This is a genomic window from bacterium (assembly GCA_016708315.1).
GTDB lineage: Bacteria > Zixibacteria > MSB-5A5 > CAIYYT01 > CAIYYT01 > JADJGC01.
Window position 1 is genome coordinate 166,871 of the sequence record JADJGC010000002.1, and the last position, 18,235, is coordinate 185,105.

The 18,235-nt window shown below is 52.7% G+C and carries 12 protein-coding genes; all 12 read left to right on the forward strand.

All coding sequences use genetic code 11. From position 1 onward, the window contains the following. Positions 1–6 precede the first annotated feature (6 nt). The 12 genes from sppA to argS all read left to right on the forward strand — a co-directional run bounded on the left by sppA (position 7) and on the right by argS (position 18,235). Entirely contained in the window at positions 7–924 is a 918-nt protein-coding gene (sppA, locus tag IPH59_00995; protein MBK7090291.1) for a signal peptide peptidase SppA, read from the forward strand. A 92-nt stretch (positions 925–1,016) separates the two neighbouring features. Continuing rightward, a complete protein-coding gene (locus IPH59_01000; protein MBK7090292.1) occupies positions 1,017–1,310 on the forward strand; it encodes an integration host factor subunit beta in 294 nt (97 codons plus the stop codon). A gap of 521 nt (positions 1,311–1,831) precedes the next feature. Beyond that, positions 1,832–3,607 (forward strand): hypothetical protein, encoded by a 1,776-nt coding sequence (locus tag IPH59_01005; GenBank protein MBK7090293.1) that lies wholly within the window; start codon positions 1,832–1,834, stop codon positions 3,605–3,607. 452 nt (positions 3,608–4,059) lie between these two features. Then, complete coding sequence (locus IPH59_01010; GenBank protein ID MBK7090294.1) at positions 4,060–4,590, forward strand: DUF892 family protein; 531 nt, start codon at positions 4,060–4,062, stop codon at positions 4,588–4,590. Positions 4,591–5,094: 504 nt separating this feature from the next. Beyond that, positions 5,095–8,256 (forward strand): T9SS type A sorting domain-containing protein, encoded by a 3,162-nt coding sequence (locus IPH59_01015; protein ID MBK7090295.1) that lies wholly within the window; start codon positions 5,095–5,097, stop codon positions 8,254–8,256. Positions 8,257–8,334: 78 nt separating this feature from the next. Next, positions 8,335–10,554 carry an EF-hand domain-containing protein gene (locus IPH59_01020; protein ID MBK7090296.1) on the forward strand — a complete coding sequence of 740 codons (2,220 nt, stop codon included), beginning with the start codon at positions 8,335–8,337 and terminating at the stop codon, positions 10,552–10,554. Beyond that, positions 10,551–11,339, forward strand: a complete 789-nt coding sequence (locus IPH59_01025) for a DUF2279 domain-containing protein (GenBank protein MBK7090297.1) — start codon at positions 10,551–10,553, stop codon at positions 11,337–11,339. Before IPH59_01020 ends, IPH59_01025 begins: the two co-directional genes overlap by 4 nt. A gap of 414 nt (positions 11,340–11,753) precedes the next feature. Further along, a complete protein-coding gene (gene dinB / locus IPH59_01030) occupies positions 11,754–12,944 on the forward strand; it encodes a DNA polymerase IV (protein MBK7090298.1) in 1,191 nt (396 codons plus the stop codon). 54 nt (positions 12,945–12,998) lie between these two features. Next, on the forward strand, positions 12,999–14,216 hold the full coding sequence (locus tag IPH59_01035; GenBank protein ID MBK7090299.1) for a PLP-dependent aminotransferase family protein: 1,218 nt from the start codon (positions 12,999–13,001) through the stop codon (positions 14,214–14,216). 81 nt (positions 14,217–14,297) lie between these two features. Beyond that, positions 14,298–15,161 carry a diaminopimelate epimerase gene (gene dapF, locus IPH59_01040; protein MBK7090300.1) on the forward strand — a complete coding sequence of 288 codons (864 nt, stop codon included), beginning with the start codon at positions 14,298–14,300 and terminating at the stop codon, positions 15,159–15,161. Next, a complete protein-coding gene (locus tag IPH59_01045; GenBank protein ID MBK7090301.1) occupies positions 15,142–16,422 on the forward strand; it encodes an MFS transporter in 1,281 nt (426 codons plus the stop codon). The genes dapF and IPH59_01045 overlap by 20 nt, the downstream gene beginning before the upstream one ends. A gap of 100 nt (positions 16,423–16,522) precedes the next feature. Then, positions 16,523–18,235, forward strand: coding sequence for an arginine--tRNA ligase (gene argS, locus IPH59_01050; protein ID MBK7090302.1), 1,713 nt, complete (start codon positions 16,523–16,525; stop codon positions 18,233–18,235).

Consider the following 18,235-nt stretch of genomic DNA (forward strand, 5'->3'; position numbering starts at 1 on the left):
AGCGATATGGCAAAGGCGCGGGACATCGTTATCGGAGTGATTATTGCAGGAAGCTTTTTGCTGTTTCTGGCAATGATACTACTGATGTTCTTCCTCGGAAGCGGATCTTCCGATAACAGCGAATTTTCTTTTGGTGGACTGGGAAGCAGTGTAGCCATTGTCAATCTCTACGGCGTCATCGATTCGCCGACTGAAGTTGTGCGCCAGCTCGATCGTTGGGGTGAAGACGAGAGTGTGAAAGCTATCGTCATTCATATCAATTCGCCCGGCGGCGGTGTTGCTGCATCTCAGGAGATTTATGAAAAGGTTCTCAAGGTCAAGCGTGAAACGGACAAGCCGATCATAGCTTCGATGGAGTCAGTTTGTGCCTCCGGTGGATACTATGTCGCAGCAGCCTGCGACCAGATTGTCGCCGACCCGGGCACCATTACCGGTTCTATTGGTGTGATTTTCCAGTATCCGATTGTCGAAGAGATGTTCAATAAGGTCGGTATTCAATATCAGACCATCAAGTCGGGCGGACGCAAAGATATTGGTTCGCCGTTCCGCAAACCGACCGAGTCAGATTCGGTTGTGTTTCAAGCGGTCGTGGATGACACCTATCACCAGTTTGTTGATGTCATCGTTGCCAATAGAAATTTGCCTCGGGACGAAGTCCTTCGCATCGCCGACGGTTCGATCTTCTCCGGACGCCAGGCACAGCAGATCGGTCTCGTAGACTCGCTAGGGACGTTCGAGGACGCTGTCGACCTTGCCGGTGAACTCTCTGGTTTGGGTGCAGATCCCGATCGGGTTCGCGAGGTTCCGCGTCGCGGCGGCAGTATTTTTGATTTGATCGAGGGGCTGTTGCATTTAGATATCAGCGGATTGATAGATAAGAATCAAGGACTGATCTACCCGCAGCTTAGGTACATTTTCAACTGATCGGGTTGAGAGTCGGAAAATCAGGGAGTGGAAGTAAATGTTAATGGATAATGAAAAAAGGTGTAGAAACCTCTGGAGGAGAGTGACCCGACATGACCAAAGCTGATCTGGTGGAACGTGTCGCCGAACGGACCGGCCTGACCCGCACTGATGTCGCGGTGGTCGTAGATTCGTTTCTCGATACGATAAAGAAGTCGATGGAAGAGATGCAGAACATTGAGATTCGCGGCTTCGGAACCTTCAAAATTAAGCTCCGCAAGGCGCGCAAGGCCAGAAACCCGCGCACCGGAGACGAGGTTCCGGTTCCTGATCGCAAAGTTCCGGTATTCAAACCGTCGAATGAGTTCAAGGATCTTATTACAAAACTACCTCTGGAAGGCCAATAAATTTACTTGCGCTGACAGACGGGATTGCTATATTGCCCGTCTGTTAGTTTCGTTGATTGGTTTACGGAGGTTGAATGCCGAGCGGCAAAAAGCGCAAACGCCAAAAGATTAAGACTCATAAGCGTAAGAAGAGAAGAAGACGCGATCGTCATAAAAAGAAGATCTAGTGCCTGAAAGGACACGCGCAAGCGTGTCCTTTTGAGCATTGGGGTTGACTTCTATCCCATTCTTTTCTCAGTTCGCACACATCGCCAGCGAAGGTAATCGTATGCGCCATACTGAATTTGGCGGCTGTTTCCTTCAAACTGCACCTGACATGCCGCCTGTCTGCTGTCGGGATTTCTGCGTTTTAGAATTGACAAATTTAGTCTACGTTATATATTTCCTCCATAAATAGTGCCATCGCCAGTTCTACCGTTCCGAATCCTCCTTTTTCGAGTCCTCGTTTTCGTCTGCGTCCGAATGGCAAAAAATCCCCGATCTCTTAGCGACTCGAAGCTCCGATTCGAGGTGGAGGACGCATGCAGAAAATTCTAACGACACTGGCAGCAATAACCATCTTGCTTTCCTTGAACGCCGCGCATCGTCCGACATTCGCCCAGGAAACAACCGCTGATCACCGGATGGCAAAACCACTGTCGCCGACATTAAAGTGCGGTGATGCCGACGGCTCAGGAGTAATCGAATTGGCCGACGTGACATTTTTGATCAACTTCTTGTATAGCGGCGGTCCGTCACCAGACCCGCGTCAGGCAGGGGACCAGAACTGCGACGGCATCATCAACATCTCGGACTGCACTTATCTAATCGCATACATATTCGATCTCGGCGGCGCGGAGCCTTGCTGTTACAGCGATGCCGAATATTGTCCACGTCTCTATACAACTTCCTTTGATCTGGAAACGGCGACGCAGATGGCTGATTTGGCGCATTGGGCGTATTTCCCAGCTGCTGACTTCAGCAGCGGCAATATCACCGCAGAATGCTGGGAAGCAGTTACCTTCATTGAGTCAGATCCCGATTTCGAGTGCGATGTTGTGATTACAGGACAAGAGGATACCCAGCTCTTCCTCGCTCGCGATCCTTGGACAAGTGACATCGTTGTCTCGTTTCGCGGTTCCGGGCCGCTTGCAGACTGGATTACCGATGCCCAAGCCGCTAACCCTGCCGACTGGGTGTATGAAGACGGCACGGTTGTCACGAACTCCGTTCACAAGGGCTTTCTCTGCGCTTACCAAAGCATCCGTGCCGAGTTGAGATCGAAGTTGGCTACCGCAATCAACGATCTCGACTCCACATCCACAGCGCGCGTCTATTTCACTGGGCACAGTCTTGGCGGCGCTCTTGCAACGCTCGCCGCACTCGACTTGTCTTCGTGGCTGGTGAACATCCGCGACTATGATCGCGACAATGTTGTCCTCTACACTTACGGCGCGCCACGTTCGCTCAAGCCGAAGATACTTGCCGATTTCCGTGATCGCGTTCCCAATGCCTATGCTGTTATCGAAAAGACTGATCCCGTTCCATACTTGCTGGCAAGCTATACGCAGATTTCGAACTTAATCGAAATCAACTCCAAGCTGGATGAAAGTGGCAACGTCGCCAAGTCGCGGCTGGAACCCATCAATGGCGAGTTGCTTTCAAGTTGTGGCCCAGCCACAAACCCGGTTCCACCAAGTTTTGACTTCAGCGGCCACGACCACAAAGAATATCCAAAACGACTTGAGGCTGCCGTCAGCCCCGGTCTTCCCAATATCTCTTTGGCAGTCAATAACGGCTATCTTAGGTACCAATGGAGCGGCGATGTCCAGGGTCCATGCGACAGAGTCGTCCTATGCGAAGACTGCCCCGACGAGTTCACCAACGCTCAACTGCTATTACATAATTGGGAGTGGGTCGCCGACGGCAACTCACAACAAACGCTGATTCCGAAGCGCGAAGGCATGCGGGTAGCCTATATCGATGGCTACAATCGCGTGCTCAAGATGACCAGCCCGTATGTCGCCAAGACACCGACATCCTTGACCATCCAACGCCAACCGCTCGGCGCAATAGTGGTAAGCTGGAAGGTTGCTGATGAAGGGCACTACGATTACGTCGCTCTTTACAATCGGAACCCTAACTCGGCTGGTCCGAACGGGTACATGGCCGGCACGAAGCATCTGGTGTTGCCCGACCTCGATGACCGTCATACGTGGACCCGGATTGGCGGTACCTATTGGATCGCTTATGTCACGGCCGATGCCGCAGTCGGCGGCAACCGGCGCATTCTCCGCGTCGCCGGACCAATCAACTAAATTCCAATAGGGGATTGGGAGTTTTCGGCTCGGTCCGACAGTGATATGGTCAGGCAAAGGGCTGCTAACGTCCGAGCTTGTACTAAGATCACCCGGGATTGGCTCTTGCAAAGTTGTATCCATCATTGCCTTGCAAAAACGGAGAAGTTACTCTCCAGTTATCCCGTTAAACACTATGTGTATTCGCCTAATCGCATGCGACTTTGCAGCCAGTTGACTTATGTCAAATCTCGTCAGTGCCGTATATCTATTGGCTATTGTTAGTGCTAACAATAAACGTGGGGTTATCAATCCTTTTTCGCTCTTTCGATTGATGGCAAATTCTATCCTGATTGCCTATATACGCACGGGGAGCAAACAAAGGAGAATTGGATGTACTATCAGATCATTGTCGAGAATTTGGGTGGGATGAACCGAGAAGCTATTGGCGCTGGGCCAATCGGGGCCATGTTATGAGACTGTTTGATTCGCTCGACAAAATGTGCCAGGATGCACTGGCAGATCTCGTAAGTGCTGAGCAACAAATTCTAAAGGCATTGCCGGGCATCATCGAAGCCGCATCATCTACCGAACTACACCAAGCATTACTCGAACAGATCAAAATCAGCGAAAGCCAGTTAGCGCGGCTCAAGGAGACCGCCTTCTTGCTTGATGGCACACCACTGTGCGATGCCGACACCGAAGATGTCAGGGGATTTCTGCATGACGACCACGGAAGGAATTATGGACCTATGAACGACAACGAACTCTTGGATGCCAATCGCAATGTCGGTTGTCATCGCGTCGAGCACTACGAGATTGCCGCGTATGCAGAGTTGATCTCCTGCATGAAAGAATTGGAGAAGCAGTCTTCGCTGTTAATCGAAAGCTTGGCCGAAGAAGTAGATCCCGATGACCGGCTCAGTCAGCTTGTCATGAAGGTAGCCAAACACCCGAAGCGTGAATCGTTCAGACCACAGAATGTGGCGGTTCAGCATTGTTGAAGACATTACTTACGGAGCAATAGTTACTCCGAGAATAGATTACGTACGAATAACTCGTCGGTGTCTTACCCGGTCACTGACACTAAATGTAGATTAGATTCAAAAAGTGAAATTAGCGCCGCGCCATTGTGCGTACTCGCTAAGAAGATTGTCGTGAACTTGGATAACCAAGAGTAGGGGCGCGGTCTCCGCGCCCGAGGGCTATGAGAGGGTTGATTCAACCTACCGAGATTCCGAATCCAAATATGAATAGATTCTGAATTGCGTGCCGCCTCTGCAGTGGGATTCAATGAGCTTGACCACATCCAAAAGTTGTCGCCTTCTCTTCATCGAGAATGCCAACAACTGCTCTGTGCGTGACGTGTCTGTTGCATGCCTTTCTTCCATACGACTCGGAAACATCTTCCGCTTTCCCCCAAACTTACAACACCACTCAAATCCCTACCTCGCACTCCCACAACCACTTCCACTTTCCGGCACAAAATTTGAACACCTGTAACCCGCATGAAAGCGCGTTTGGCAGTACTATGCTTCTTTTTGACCTGTATTCTCTGGTTCATTGACGGCAACGCCGGCAACGTCCCGGACTTCCGCGTCAATGACGATTTCGGAACGACCTATCAAGGTTACTCCAATATCGCGACCGACCTCGAGGGCAACTTCGTGGTTTGCTGGTACGACAAGCGCAACGGCGACAACGATATTTACATCCAGCTTTTTGACCGCTTCGGCACGCGCCAAGCCGGCAACCGCCGCGTCAATGATGACCCTGTCGGCAACGAGCAATTCCGGCCCTCAATGATGAAGGACCAGCTCGGCAAGTTCGTCGTGGCGTGGCAGGACTATCGCATCACCGGCTATCCGTTTAATGCCGACATCTACGGTCAGCGCTACAACACCGACGGCTCGGCAGCCTCGACGAATTCGAAGATCAACGACGACTTCGGCGTGGAGACCCAAGGATGGCAGGATATCGACACCGACGACTTCGGCAACTATGTCCTCGTCTGGGAGGACAACCGCAACGGCAACTACGATGTCTATGGCCAGCGCTATCACAAATCAGGCACCAAACTCGGTACGAATTTCCGCATCAACGATGACGCCGGCACTTCCTATCAGCACAACCCGAAAATCGCAGTCGATGGCGACGGCGATTTTGTCGTAGTCTGGTATGACAATCGTCAGGGCCTTGATCTCATCATGGGCCAGCGATACAACGCTTCCGGCGTGGTGCAAGGTACGAATTTCTTGATCAGTGATAATCTCACCGGCAATAAGTGCGTGATGCCCGATGTCGCTTGCGACTACGCGGGCAATTTCACAGTTATCTGGATCGACTACCGCAACGGCACCTATCCGAACAATCCCGACGTCTATGGTCGCAACTATTGGGCAAACGGCTCGAGCCGAAGTGCGAACTATCGCATCAACACTGATGGTTCCAACGGCTCTCAGGCGGAAGCTGTCATCGGCATGGACTACTTCGGCAATTTCATCACGGCGTGGCGCGACGACCGGCAGGGTAACAACGATATTTGGGCGCAATACTATCGTGCCGACTGCACAGTGCTGGGCGGGAACTATCGCGTCAACACCGACCAAACCACGACCACGCAGTCATTCCCGAATGTCACAATGGATGGGATCAACATCTACTATACCTGGACTGACGACCGCAACGGCAGTTTCGACATTTGGGCAAGAATAACCGAATACGGCGCGCCGGCGATTGTCATTTCGCCGACAGCGTTTCAGTTCAGTGCACAACTGGGCGGAAGCAACCCCGCTTCGCAAAGTTTGCTCATCAACAACACCGGCTACGGCATTCTCAACTGGACCGCCACCGACAATCAATCATGGCTGACAGTGACGCCATCTTCAGGCACCGCGCCTGACACCGCGACAGTCTCCATCAACATCGCAGGTCTTGCTTTTGGGGAACACACCGGAAGAATCACCATTGCGGATGCCGCTGGACGCGACAGCTCACGTACGATAGTCGTGACGTTAAACATCACCGCGCCGACCTTGAAACTCACACCCGGCTCAGTAACAGTAGAAACAGGTCTCGGCGTACCGCCGCCGGATGACAAATATTTTATGATCGAGAATTCCGGCTCCGGCACGATCAACTGGACCATCACCGGCAAGCCGAATTGGCTTGGGCTTTCGCAATCAGCGGGAACGGCGCCATCGGCAGTCGATCTGGAATTCTTTACTGATTCTTTACCCGGTACCGGCAGTTACACGGCAAACCTGAGTATCACTTCTGCGCAAGCAGTTAACTCGCCACAACAATTTGTGGTCAATCTTCAGCACACCACTGATGTTCCAATCATCTCCGTCGATCCCGACACTCTGCATTTCAGCTTTGCCGCAAATGCAGAAACTATCCCGACCTCAGAGTTAGTGATCTACAACTCCGGAGCCGAGTCCATTGATTGGAACATTGTCGCCGATGCAACGTGGGTTACCATAAGTAGCGATGACGGTCTGGGCGATGCGGTAGTAAACATCGGTATCTCGCCCGGCATACTCGAAATCGGCGACCACTATACGACATTGTCAATTATTGATCCGAACGCGTACAACTCCCCCAAGGCAGTGACGGTGCATGCTTCAGTGGCTGCACCGCCACCGACCCTTTGCGCAATACCGCAGATGATTACAGCGCTGACTCGCGAAGGTGTCGCAACAGTTGATACACTTAATCTCGTGGTTCAGAACTGCGGCGCCGCCGGATTGAATTGGTCCGCGACAACAAATCAGTCCTGGCTCACTGTTTCGCCCTCTAACGGCGGCGACAGTTCGGAGATTATGGTCATTGTTGATCCGACGGCCTTGAGCTTGGGAAATCACACTGCACAAGTAACTTTCACATCGAATGAGGCAGCCAACTCACCGTTTGTATTGCCTCTGAGTTTGACTGTGATGCCGGTCGATACGTTGAGTTTGTCCTATGCCAACGCATTCCCCGGCAGCACGACAGAAATGCAGTTTTCGTTGCGCAGCTACCTGCCGGTAGACAGCCTTGCCATCGCAGTCGCGTTCGATGATGCCGCATTGCGCGTTGATTCTGTTACAGCGGCAGGACGGGCTATTGGCAAGTTGGGTTTCAATATCGTGTCTTCTCAATCTCTCGGCATGACCGAAATCGCGATTGCTACTGATGATTACTCTTCGGCAATTCCAGCAGGGAACGGGCCGATTGCCAACATCTATCTCACAGTTGACGGAACTGCTTCCGAAGGCGAGTATCCGATCACCTCAACCGCATTGGTCACCGACTCGACGCATTTCGCATTTCCTGCGCATACTATTGGCGGATCCATTGCGGTCGGTCCGGCGACACCAGTTTATCCGGTCGAGAGTCCGATCATTCCGACTGAGTTTGTACTCGAACAGAATTATCCCAACCCGTTCAATGCGACGACCTACATTCCGTACGCGCTGGCTTCATCCGGCGAGGTTACTCTCGAAGTTCTCAATATCCTCGGTCAAAAAGTCAAATCGATCCACTCCGGCTACCAGTTTGTCGGCAAATACTTCGCAACCTGGGACGGACTTGACGACAGCGGCAAAGAGCAGGGAACAGGCATTTACTTTGTTCGTCTTCGTGCCGCAGGGCATTCATTGATTACGAAAATCGTACTGCTCAAATAGTTTCCTCCGCAATAGTTTCTCCTATTCATTCAAATCACCGTTTTGCACAGTGAGTGGTGATACGTATATTCCTCTGACATGAATCGAATCCTTATCGCAATTGCACTTCTGCTTTTTGTCTTTGATATTGCCTATGCGGTGTTTCCGCAGGCGAAAACCATCGATGATGGCCGCCTCACATTCTTCATCCTGAATACCGGCAGTTTCGGTGTCGACCCGAATCGAACTCGCGACGGCCTTGCCGGGCTGTACTACCCGAAAGAAACGCATAACTCCCTCATGGCTGGCGGCGGAATCTGGGTCGCGGGCAAAAAGGACGGCGACTGGCGTGTCACCGTTTCCGGCGACGAAAGCGAGTTTGTTCCGGGTCCGGTAGGCGCAAACGGTGAACCCGCGGACACGACTCTCGGCCTCTTCAAAATCACACGCGGCGAAGACTATCTCCAAAACGACGACTATCGCGACTGGCCGTCCTCGCTTGGTGCACCGCTCGATGCCTTCGGTCGTCCATTGATTCGCGGGGCGCAATCGATACTTGCATTATTCAACGATCTTGATTCCGCCTCGCACATTTTCACCGGTTTCTCCGGAACGTTGCCATTGGGTGTCGAAGTCAAAATGTACGCACACACCTGGGACGAAGATTATCAATTCTTTGACACGGTGCTGACTCAAGTTGTTTATCTTGACTACACGATCACGAATGTTGGTGATGGCGCGATCGACTCATACATCGTCACTCTCTTTGCCGATCCTGACATCGGATTCTCGGGCAATGATCGTGTCGGTTCAAAGGCGGAACTGCAATCTGCCTACGTGTACAACGAATCAAATTATGACTCTGACCTCGGCAATGCCCCGCCTGTTGTGGGTGTTGTAGTACTAAAGAATCTCGCCGGGTCGATGAACTATTACTATCCGTGCGCTCGATTCTATCCGGAATGTGTTCCCATTGATACCCTCCCAAAACTGCTGAATCTGATCCGGGGCCTACGTCCGAATGGGCAGCCATACTTCAATCCGATCACGACCTTTCCAACGACGTTTCCCTTCGATGGCAATCCCTACGACAGCACCGGCTGGCTGGCTGACTTGTCGCGTGACTATCGTTTCATTCTCAATACTCTGCCGAAAAATCTGCCGGTAGGGGATAGCATCAAGTTCAAAGCTGCATTGGTCGTCGCTAAAGGCACGAGCACCAAGGACGGCGTCCGCCGCTTCTTGGAGACGGCAGCAATGCTTCGCGAGCTTGAACGGTCTGACACACTAACGCCGCAATTTTCAATCTCGGTAGAAAATGCTGTATCGGTCAGTGGTCGTCGCGTGATCGGAAGAGATTGGGGCGGACGCTATCTCGGCGGCGGTGCTGATTTGGCGAGTCGCTACCTTGGCTTCGGTAGCAGTTCAATTGAGACAACTCCTCCGACGCTGTCGATTGGAAAAGCTGGCGGGCAGACACTTCTGCGCTTCATTCCTAATGGCTCGCACTTCGAGTATGCGGGAAAGACAGATGCAAACTCGGGTGTAGGTCTCACTATCGAGGGCGCACGGCAGCAGTGCATCGTTCTCGACATCGACAACGATGGTCAGACCAGCAATGCAAGCGGCAAGCTCGATCCGCTCATTTTGACCAATCTCGATTTCTCCTTACCAATTGATTGGGCAATAGGCAGAAATCTTGCGACTCTTTCGGATCACCTCACTTACGCCATCCAGCTTGACCAAAGCCAAAATGATATCGCAGGCACCGAAATCACCTTTGACGGAAGTCTAATGAATGCCGAATTTGGCTCGCTGGCGGACTATCTTGGTATCTCCGAACCCAAAAGCGAAGCGCCGACTGAGTTCACCCTAAAGATTACGAATACTTCACAATTCGTTCAGCGCCTTGACTTGATCTCGAACGACCCAACGCAAATCAATTTCTCCAACGCAAGTTTCGACCTTGGAATAGGTGAGAGTCGATATGTCTCATTGTTCTCGACCGCGCCTTTCGAAGCCGATCAGGACTACGAGGTCGCAATTCACAGCCGCGGCTATAACGATGCCGTTCGTCACCTACCGATTTTTGTTCAACCCGCAACACTCTCTGTCGCTGGCGACGTCGATAACGATGGCGAGCTGACATTCACAGACCTTCTGCGAATGGTGCGAATCCTCTACCGCGATGAACCGATTACGACTCCGATCAGACAAATTGATGCGACTTGTGATTTCCGCTTCAGCTTGACAGACCTTCTGTCCTTCGTCAACTACCTGTATCTTCAAGCACCTTTGCCATGTGGTTCTGCGCAATGATATTGCCGGTCCGAACACTCGCACTCTTGGTTGCCGCCGTGATCTGTGTGACGATTGCGAGCGCAACAGCGACGACGCTTGATCATGACTCAACCCGATCAGGGAAGTCGCATGTTAACCGCAATATGCTGCTTGGCAATCTGGTGGTAGGAACCGGCGCCTACTTCTATTTCGAAAACACCTGGGGTGCACCGAGCGGGAAGTTTCACTTCAAGGATGAGCTTCACGACAACGTCGCATTCACCGACGAAATCAGCCATTTCTACGCGGGTTACAAACTCACCGATGGTTTTCGCTGGTTCTTCCGCATGTTGAAAATGCCCGAAGAGAAACAACTCAAGTATGGCGCTCTGCAAGCGGCGATCATCCTCACCCTGGTCGAAGTCCCCATGGATGCTTTCAATCCCGATCAAGGGTTCGGCGTCAGCGATTTCGTTCTCGACTATGCAGGTATCGGATATGCACTGCTCGATGCCAAGTATCCGAATAAATTCGACATGAAGTTCTCCCTCAAACAGCCGCCATGGAAATTCGACAACAAGTTCCTCGCCAGCAAAAACGAGGAGTTCGCCAACTTCATCTGGTGGGCAACTTACACTCCCAAAACTGTATCGATCGGGCTTGGCTATGGCATCGAGTATGACCAACACGGCGAGGCGCAATCGCAGGTGTTTCTCGGTGCCGGAACAACATTGTACGATCTGCTGTACCTCATCAAGCCGAGTCTTGCCAACGAACTCAAGGCGTTCGATTGCTATTTCATCAATCTCAGATTAAAACTGTGACCTTGACTACTTGATATCAAAATCGAGCCAAGAGAAGCGGGGGGGGGGGGGGGGGGGGGGTGGTCGGGGGGGGGGGGGGGCGGGGGGGGGGGGGGGGGGGGGGGTGGGGGGGGGGGGGGGGGGGGGGGGGGGGGGGGGGGGGGGGGGGGGGGGGGGGGGGGGGGGGGGGGGGGGGGGGGGGGGGGGGGGGGTGGGGGGGCGGGGGGGGCCCGTGGGTGGTGGTGTGGGCCACCAAGAGAGGGGGGGGGGGGGGGGGGGGGGGGGGGGGGGGGGGGGGGGGGGGGGGGGGGGGGGGGGGGGGGGGGGGGGGGGGGGGGGGGGGGGGGGGGGAGGGGGGGGGTTGCTGACAAGCCCCAAAGCGATTGACGCGATCAAACAATCCTCCTAATCTAACACCGGGGCAGAAGCGGAGCTATGTCAGGTCATCGCGTTATCGCGCACGTCGATATGGATGCATTCTTTGCAGCCATCGAACAACGCAACAACCCTCACTTGCGCGGCAAGCCTGTCGTTGTCGGCGGTAGTCCCGGTGGTCGCGGTGTTGTCTCGACGGCATCGTACGAAGCGCGTAAGTTCGGGATTCATTCCGCAATGCCTGCCGGTGAGGCTTATCGCCGCTGTCGTGAAGCGATCTTCGTCCATGGCGACTTCTCATCGTACCACCACGCATCGCATTTGATCGAGCAGATCCTTCTTCGATTTTCTCCTGCGGTTGAGATGATCTCGATTGACGAAGCCTTCCTCGACCTCACCGGAACCGAACGCGTCCACGGCCCCGCCGAGCAAGTCGCCTTGCGAGTCAAGCAGGCAGTTCGTGACGAAATCGGGATCACCTGTACGGTCGGCATTGCGCCAAATAAGTTGCTCGCGAAACTGGGAAGCGGTCTCAACAAGCCTGACGGCCTGACTGTAATCGAGGCTGATCGCGTCGAGTCGATGGTCTATCCATTGCCGGTAGACAAGCTCTGGGGAGTTGGTCCGGTAACCTACGAACGCCTTCTCAAGAACGGTGTCAAGACGATTGGCGATCTGGCTACGCTAAACGCGGCCTCGCTCAAACTCCTGCTCGGCGATCACGGACATACATTAGCCGCACGCGCACGCGGCGAGGACGATCGCCACGTTCCAGACCACGACGAGGCGCATTTCGAGAAGTCGATGTCGCACGAAACGACGCTGGGGCAAAACTCGCATGACCCTGATCACATTCATTCCCTAATGGCCTGGCTTGCCGAAAAGGTCGTTATCCGGCTGTATCGTGGCGAATGGCTGGCCCGCACCGTGGGTATCCGGATGCGTTATCCGGACTTCAAGACCATTACCCGCGACAAAACCCTGCCTGCGCCTTCCGTTGACTATGCCGAAATCCTCAGCACCGCATCATCGCTTGTTCCCAACGAACAAGTTGTCAACAAGGGAGTTAGATTGATTGGAGTGCGAACGTCAAACCTCGTCCATGCCACCGAATTGGCACAACTAGAGCTGTTTGCTGATGAGAAACATCGTCAGGAGCATTTGAATCGTTCAATACACAACCTTAGAGCCAAGTTTGGCGATAATATAATCAAGAGGGCAGGCGGGCTTCGTTCGCATGACGACGATTAGCCGCCCGAGCAGTTATTGTTTGACAGAACTGTCCATGTATGCTAAATTGATGACATGGTTACGTTTCTGGACGAGAAGGAGAGAGCGACACCTGTGTTCAATTGGCCGTTTACCAAAATAGCAAATTCGCTCGAAGCTTCCGTCATCCGCGAAACGCTGAAGATTTCCAGCAAACCTGGCATAATCAATTTTGCCGGCGGTCTTCCTGCTTCTGAACTTCTCCCCGTTGATCAAATTCAAGAGTGTGTCGATAGTGTCTTAACCGACCACGCTGCACAGGCGCTTCAATACTCGATTTCTCAAGGCGTTCCGGTTCTGCGCGAACTAATCGCCCATCGAATCTCCCGCCAGGGACTTCCAGTGACAGCCGACAACATTTTGATCACAACCGGTTCACAACAAGGACTCGACCTGATCGGAAGAGTCTTCATCGAAGCCGGCGACTATGTCATCACTGAATTGCCGACATACTTGGGCGCTCTGCAAGCTTTCAATTTCTATCAAGCCCGTTATGCGCCTGTGCCGATGGACGATGACGGAATGATAATCGAGCTCCTTGAAGAAAAGATCAAAGAGTTCAAGCCCAAGATGATTTACGTCGTACCCAATTTTCAGAACCCCTCGGGAATCACCCTTTCGTATCAGCGCCGCAAAGCCCTTATGAATCTCGTCTTCCGTCACCAGATCGCCATGATCGATGACAATCCCTACGGCGAACTCCGGTACTCGGGGACACCGCTGCCTTCGTTGCGCGGCCTTGGCGGCGACGCCGTCATCCAACTTGGCACTTTCTCCAAATTGATATCTCCCGGTCTGCGCGTCGGTTGGATTTGCGCTCCGGTTTCTGCGATCAAGATAATTGAAAAAGCAAAACAGGCGGTTGACCTGCATTCGTCGACTTTCACCCAATTTATTGCCGCCGAATTCCTGAAGCGTGGCTACCTCGATCCGCACATCGAACAGATTCGCACAGCCTACGCGATTAAACGCGATACAATGATTGCGGCAATGAAGGAATACTTCCCGCCGTCGATTCGTTGGCCGCACCCAGATGGCGGCCTGTTCCTGTGGCTGCAATTACCGGAAAACGTCTCGGCCTCGATGGTGTTCCAACAGGCGGTCCATCAAGGCGTAGCGTTTATCCATGGCCGTCCTTTCCATCCCGACGGTAGTGGCGACAACACGATGCGACTGAACTTCGCCTCGTCGACTCCCGAAGACTTAGTCGAAGGCATCAAGCGCCTCGCGCGGGTCCTATCGCAGTATTGCTAAGTAATCTCCCATCAATTCTGGTTTCCACAACTTCCACAATATTCGTATACTCCTGATGTCTTGAACGAAGGAGTCTTGATAGTGTTAGTACCATTTCATAAATATCACGCGCTCGGCAACGACTTCATCGTCGTCCACCGGCGCTTATCCAAATTGACAACCGCCCAAATCCCGAAGATGGTCAAGGCTATTTGCGACCGCCACAGCGGCGTCGGCGCCGATGGAGTTGTCATCTATGATGAAGCTCGCGGCAAGATTATCATGCGCATCTTTAATGCCGATGGGGGAGAGGCAGAGATTTCCGGAAATGGACTTCGCATTCTCGCGCATCACATCTACTCTTGCGCCGAGATCAAGCAGAAACGCTTTTCCATTGAATCAGTCACCGGCAAGAATGATGTCGTCATAATCTCCGAAAAATCAGAACAAGTCGTCAGCAGTGTGACGATCACGCCGCCGGAGTTTCGTGTCAAGAAAATCCCGATGAAAATGAAGTCGCAGTTCTTCATCCACCAGCGCTTCAAGACTGCCTCCGGTGAATTGCTCGGAACTGCAGTCAATGTCGGCAATCCGCATATTGTGTTCTTCGTCGACAACTTTGACTTCGACTGGCGCAGCTTTGGTCGCGAGGTCGAGTCTGACAAGAGATTCCCGCAGAAAACTAACGTTGAGTTTGCCGTCGTCAAATCGCGCAAGCGCATCGAACACCGAATCTGGGAGCGTGGAGTAGGAGAAACTTCGGCATCCGGAAGCGGAGCTGCCTCGACGGTTGCCGCCGGAATCATTAACGGCCTGTTGGACAACGATGTTGCCGTACATGAGCCTGCGGGCAAGCTGCAGATTCGTATTGACTCACTTGACGGACCAATCAAGATCACCGGGCCATCGACATACATTGCTACCGGGGGGTACTGGTTTATGCGCAATGCGAAAAATCATCGCTGATTATATCATCGATATCAAGCTCATTACTCGCAATATCCATCTCTTCCTCTTTGGCGGTCTCTTGATGGGGCTGCTCGTTGCCTCGATGCAACTGCTAATGAATCTCTATCTCAAAGACATGGGCTTCGGCGAATCGTTTATCGGTCGCACACTTTCGTTCAATGCCTTGGGTGGAGTACTTGCCGCACTGCCGGCTGCATATCTTGCCGCACGTTTTCATATCAAGCCGATATTGATTGTCGCCACCATCTTCATGGCATTGACATTCTTCGCAATGGGACATGCCGAGTCGCAGGCGATTATCCTGATCGCTGGTTTGCTGTTTGGCTTCTTCTCGACCATCCGCGGCATCATTGCTGCACCGTTTATCATGCGCAACAGCAGCGAGCGGGAGCGAATGTTGGTGTTCACCGCTAACTACTCGCTTTGGATGGTAGCGGCAATTGTCGGTTCCTATCTCGGCGGCTGGCTGCACGACTACTTCCTGGTTTACTTCGAAGGCAGCGTCCCCACAGCCGAACTCGAAATCTACGCCTATCGCTATGCGATGCTGGTTACGACCGTGATCGGCTTGACGGCTATCTTCCCATTCATGTTCATCAAGGCGAAACGCCCTGAACCGGAGGAATTAGCGCGAGCATTCTCGTGGAAGGTCTTCAAAGCCAACTGGCGCCTGTTGTTCAAGTTGAATGTACCATTCATGCTTCTCGGTACCGGTGCCGGGCTGATCATCCCTTTTCTAAACCTCTATTTTCGCGAACGATTTGCACTCAATGCCAATCAAATTGGCGTCTATTTTTCGATATTGAGTATCGTGATGCTGTTCGCCGTGATGTTGGTGCCGATTCTGAAGAAGCGGCTCGGATTTATCAAAACTGTTGTTATGACCGAGCTGCTGTCAATTCCATTTATGCTCGTCCTTTGCCTCACCAACGACCTCTCCATGGCATTTTGGGCGTTCCTGTTTCGCGGTGCATTGATGAATATGGGCAGTCCGGTAACGACCGGGTTTATGATGGAAGCCGTCCCGTCCGAAATGCACGGCATCGTCAATTCGTTTTCGAGCATGTCCTGGACAGTCGCATCGGCAATTTCAACGCAAATTGGCGGTACAATCATCGAAAAAAGCGGGTTTGAAACCTCATTCTATTGGGCCATTGGACTTTATCTGGCGTCGGCTTTCAGCTACTTCTATTACTTCTCCAAGTGCGAGATTCGCTCCGGCGAAACGATCCGGATTGACCATGCCGCAATTCGCTAAATGTTATTGTTTACGCGCCTAAAATCACTATATATCATCGCCATCGGGTCACCACATAGGGTGTGTGCCGATTGAGAAACACATACTGCAGGTAGTTAGATTGAGTACTCTGGATATAAAGAATCGCATCGCTGAATTAGTCTCGCCGCAAGTCGGTGTTTCCGCCGAAGAGATCGCCGGAATGTTCGAGTTGCCCAAACAACCGGAACATGGCGACTTGGCTTTGCCCTGCTTCCGTTTCGCCAAGCAGATGCGCAAAGCACCGCCCGTGATTGCCAAAGAGATCTTTGATCAGAGCTTTGGCGGATCGCTCCCGAATGGTGTCTCACGAATCGAACCGATGGGCGGATATCTGAATTTCACCCTCGACACCGGCTCAGCACTGGCCGATCGCTTAAAGGCTGTTCTCCTCGCTGGCAACAACTTCGGCAACACGTCTGAAGGCAACGGCAAAAAGGTCCTCGTCGAGTTCTCATCCGTCAATATTGCCAAACCTTTCGGAGTCGGACATTTGCGCACAACCATTCTCGGTGCTGCGCTGGCTCGAATCTATGCCAAACTTGGCTATGAGACAGTCCGGATCAATCATCTCGGTGACTGGGGAACGCAGTTCGGCAATTTGATCGCCGCCTACCGGATGTGGGGAAGTGAGTACAAGTTCGCCGAGAATCCCATCAAGGACCTCTATCAACTGTATGTGCGCTATCACGCCGCCGCAAAGGAAGACGCTTCACTTGTCGACAAGGGGCGCGATGAGTTTCGCAAACTCGAGCAGGGCGACAAAGAGAATCACGATCTGTGGGAACGCTTCATCGAGTACAGCATGATCGATTTTAGCCGCGTCTACCATATGCTCAATGTCGAGTTTGACTATTACACCGGCGAATCGTTCTACCGCGACAAGATGGACGCTGTCATTAAACAGCTCGAAGACAAAAAGCTCCTCATGCAGAGCGACGGCGCAACAATTGTCGATCTCGAGGAATTCGGTTTGCCGCCATGCTTGATCAAAAAGTCAGACGAATCAACCCTCTACGCAACCCGCGACTTGACAGCTTTGCTTTACCGCAAAGAGCACTTCAAGTTCGACAAGATCCTGTACGTGGTCGGCTCGTCGCAGAAATTGCATTTCCAGCAATTCTTCAAAGTCGCCGAATTGATGGGTAACGATTGGGTCAAGAATGCCATCCATGTCGAATTCGGCTGGGTTAAGTTCGGCGAACAGGCGATGTCTACCCGCAGCGGTACCCTGATATTCTTTGAGGATGTCATCACGCAAGCCAAAGCGCTATCTCGCGAAATCATCAATGCTGAGAACCCGGATGTCGCTGACGCCGACTGGACTGCCGAACGCGTTGCCGTGGCGGCGCTGATTTTCACGCAGTTGCGCGTCCGCCGCAACAAGGACGTGAACTTTGTTTGGGAAGAGGCACTTTCGTTCAAGGGTGAAACCGGCCCATACTTGCAGTACACGCACGCGAGGCTGTCATCGTTGATTCAGAAGTACGGCAAGACACTGCCCGAAGCCGATGCCGACTTATCACTGCTTGGCGAAGAAGAGAAGAACGTCATCAAGTGGTTCGAGATTTATCCGGAAAGACTCCGCCAGGCTGCGGAATCGTATGAGACCTCCGGTTTGGCGGACTTCCTTTTGAATCTCGCGGGTGCCTTTAACAGTTACTGGCAAAGAATTCGCATCATCACCGACGATGCGGCTTTGACAAAAGCGCGTATGCAAATGGCGTACGCGGTACGAATCGTGCTGGCGAATGGTCTGCGCGTCTTGGGAATCGAACCTTTGGAGAAGATGTAA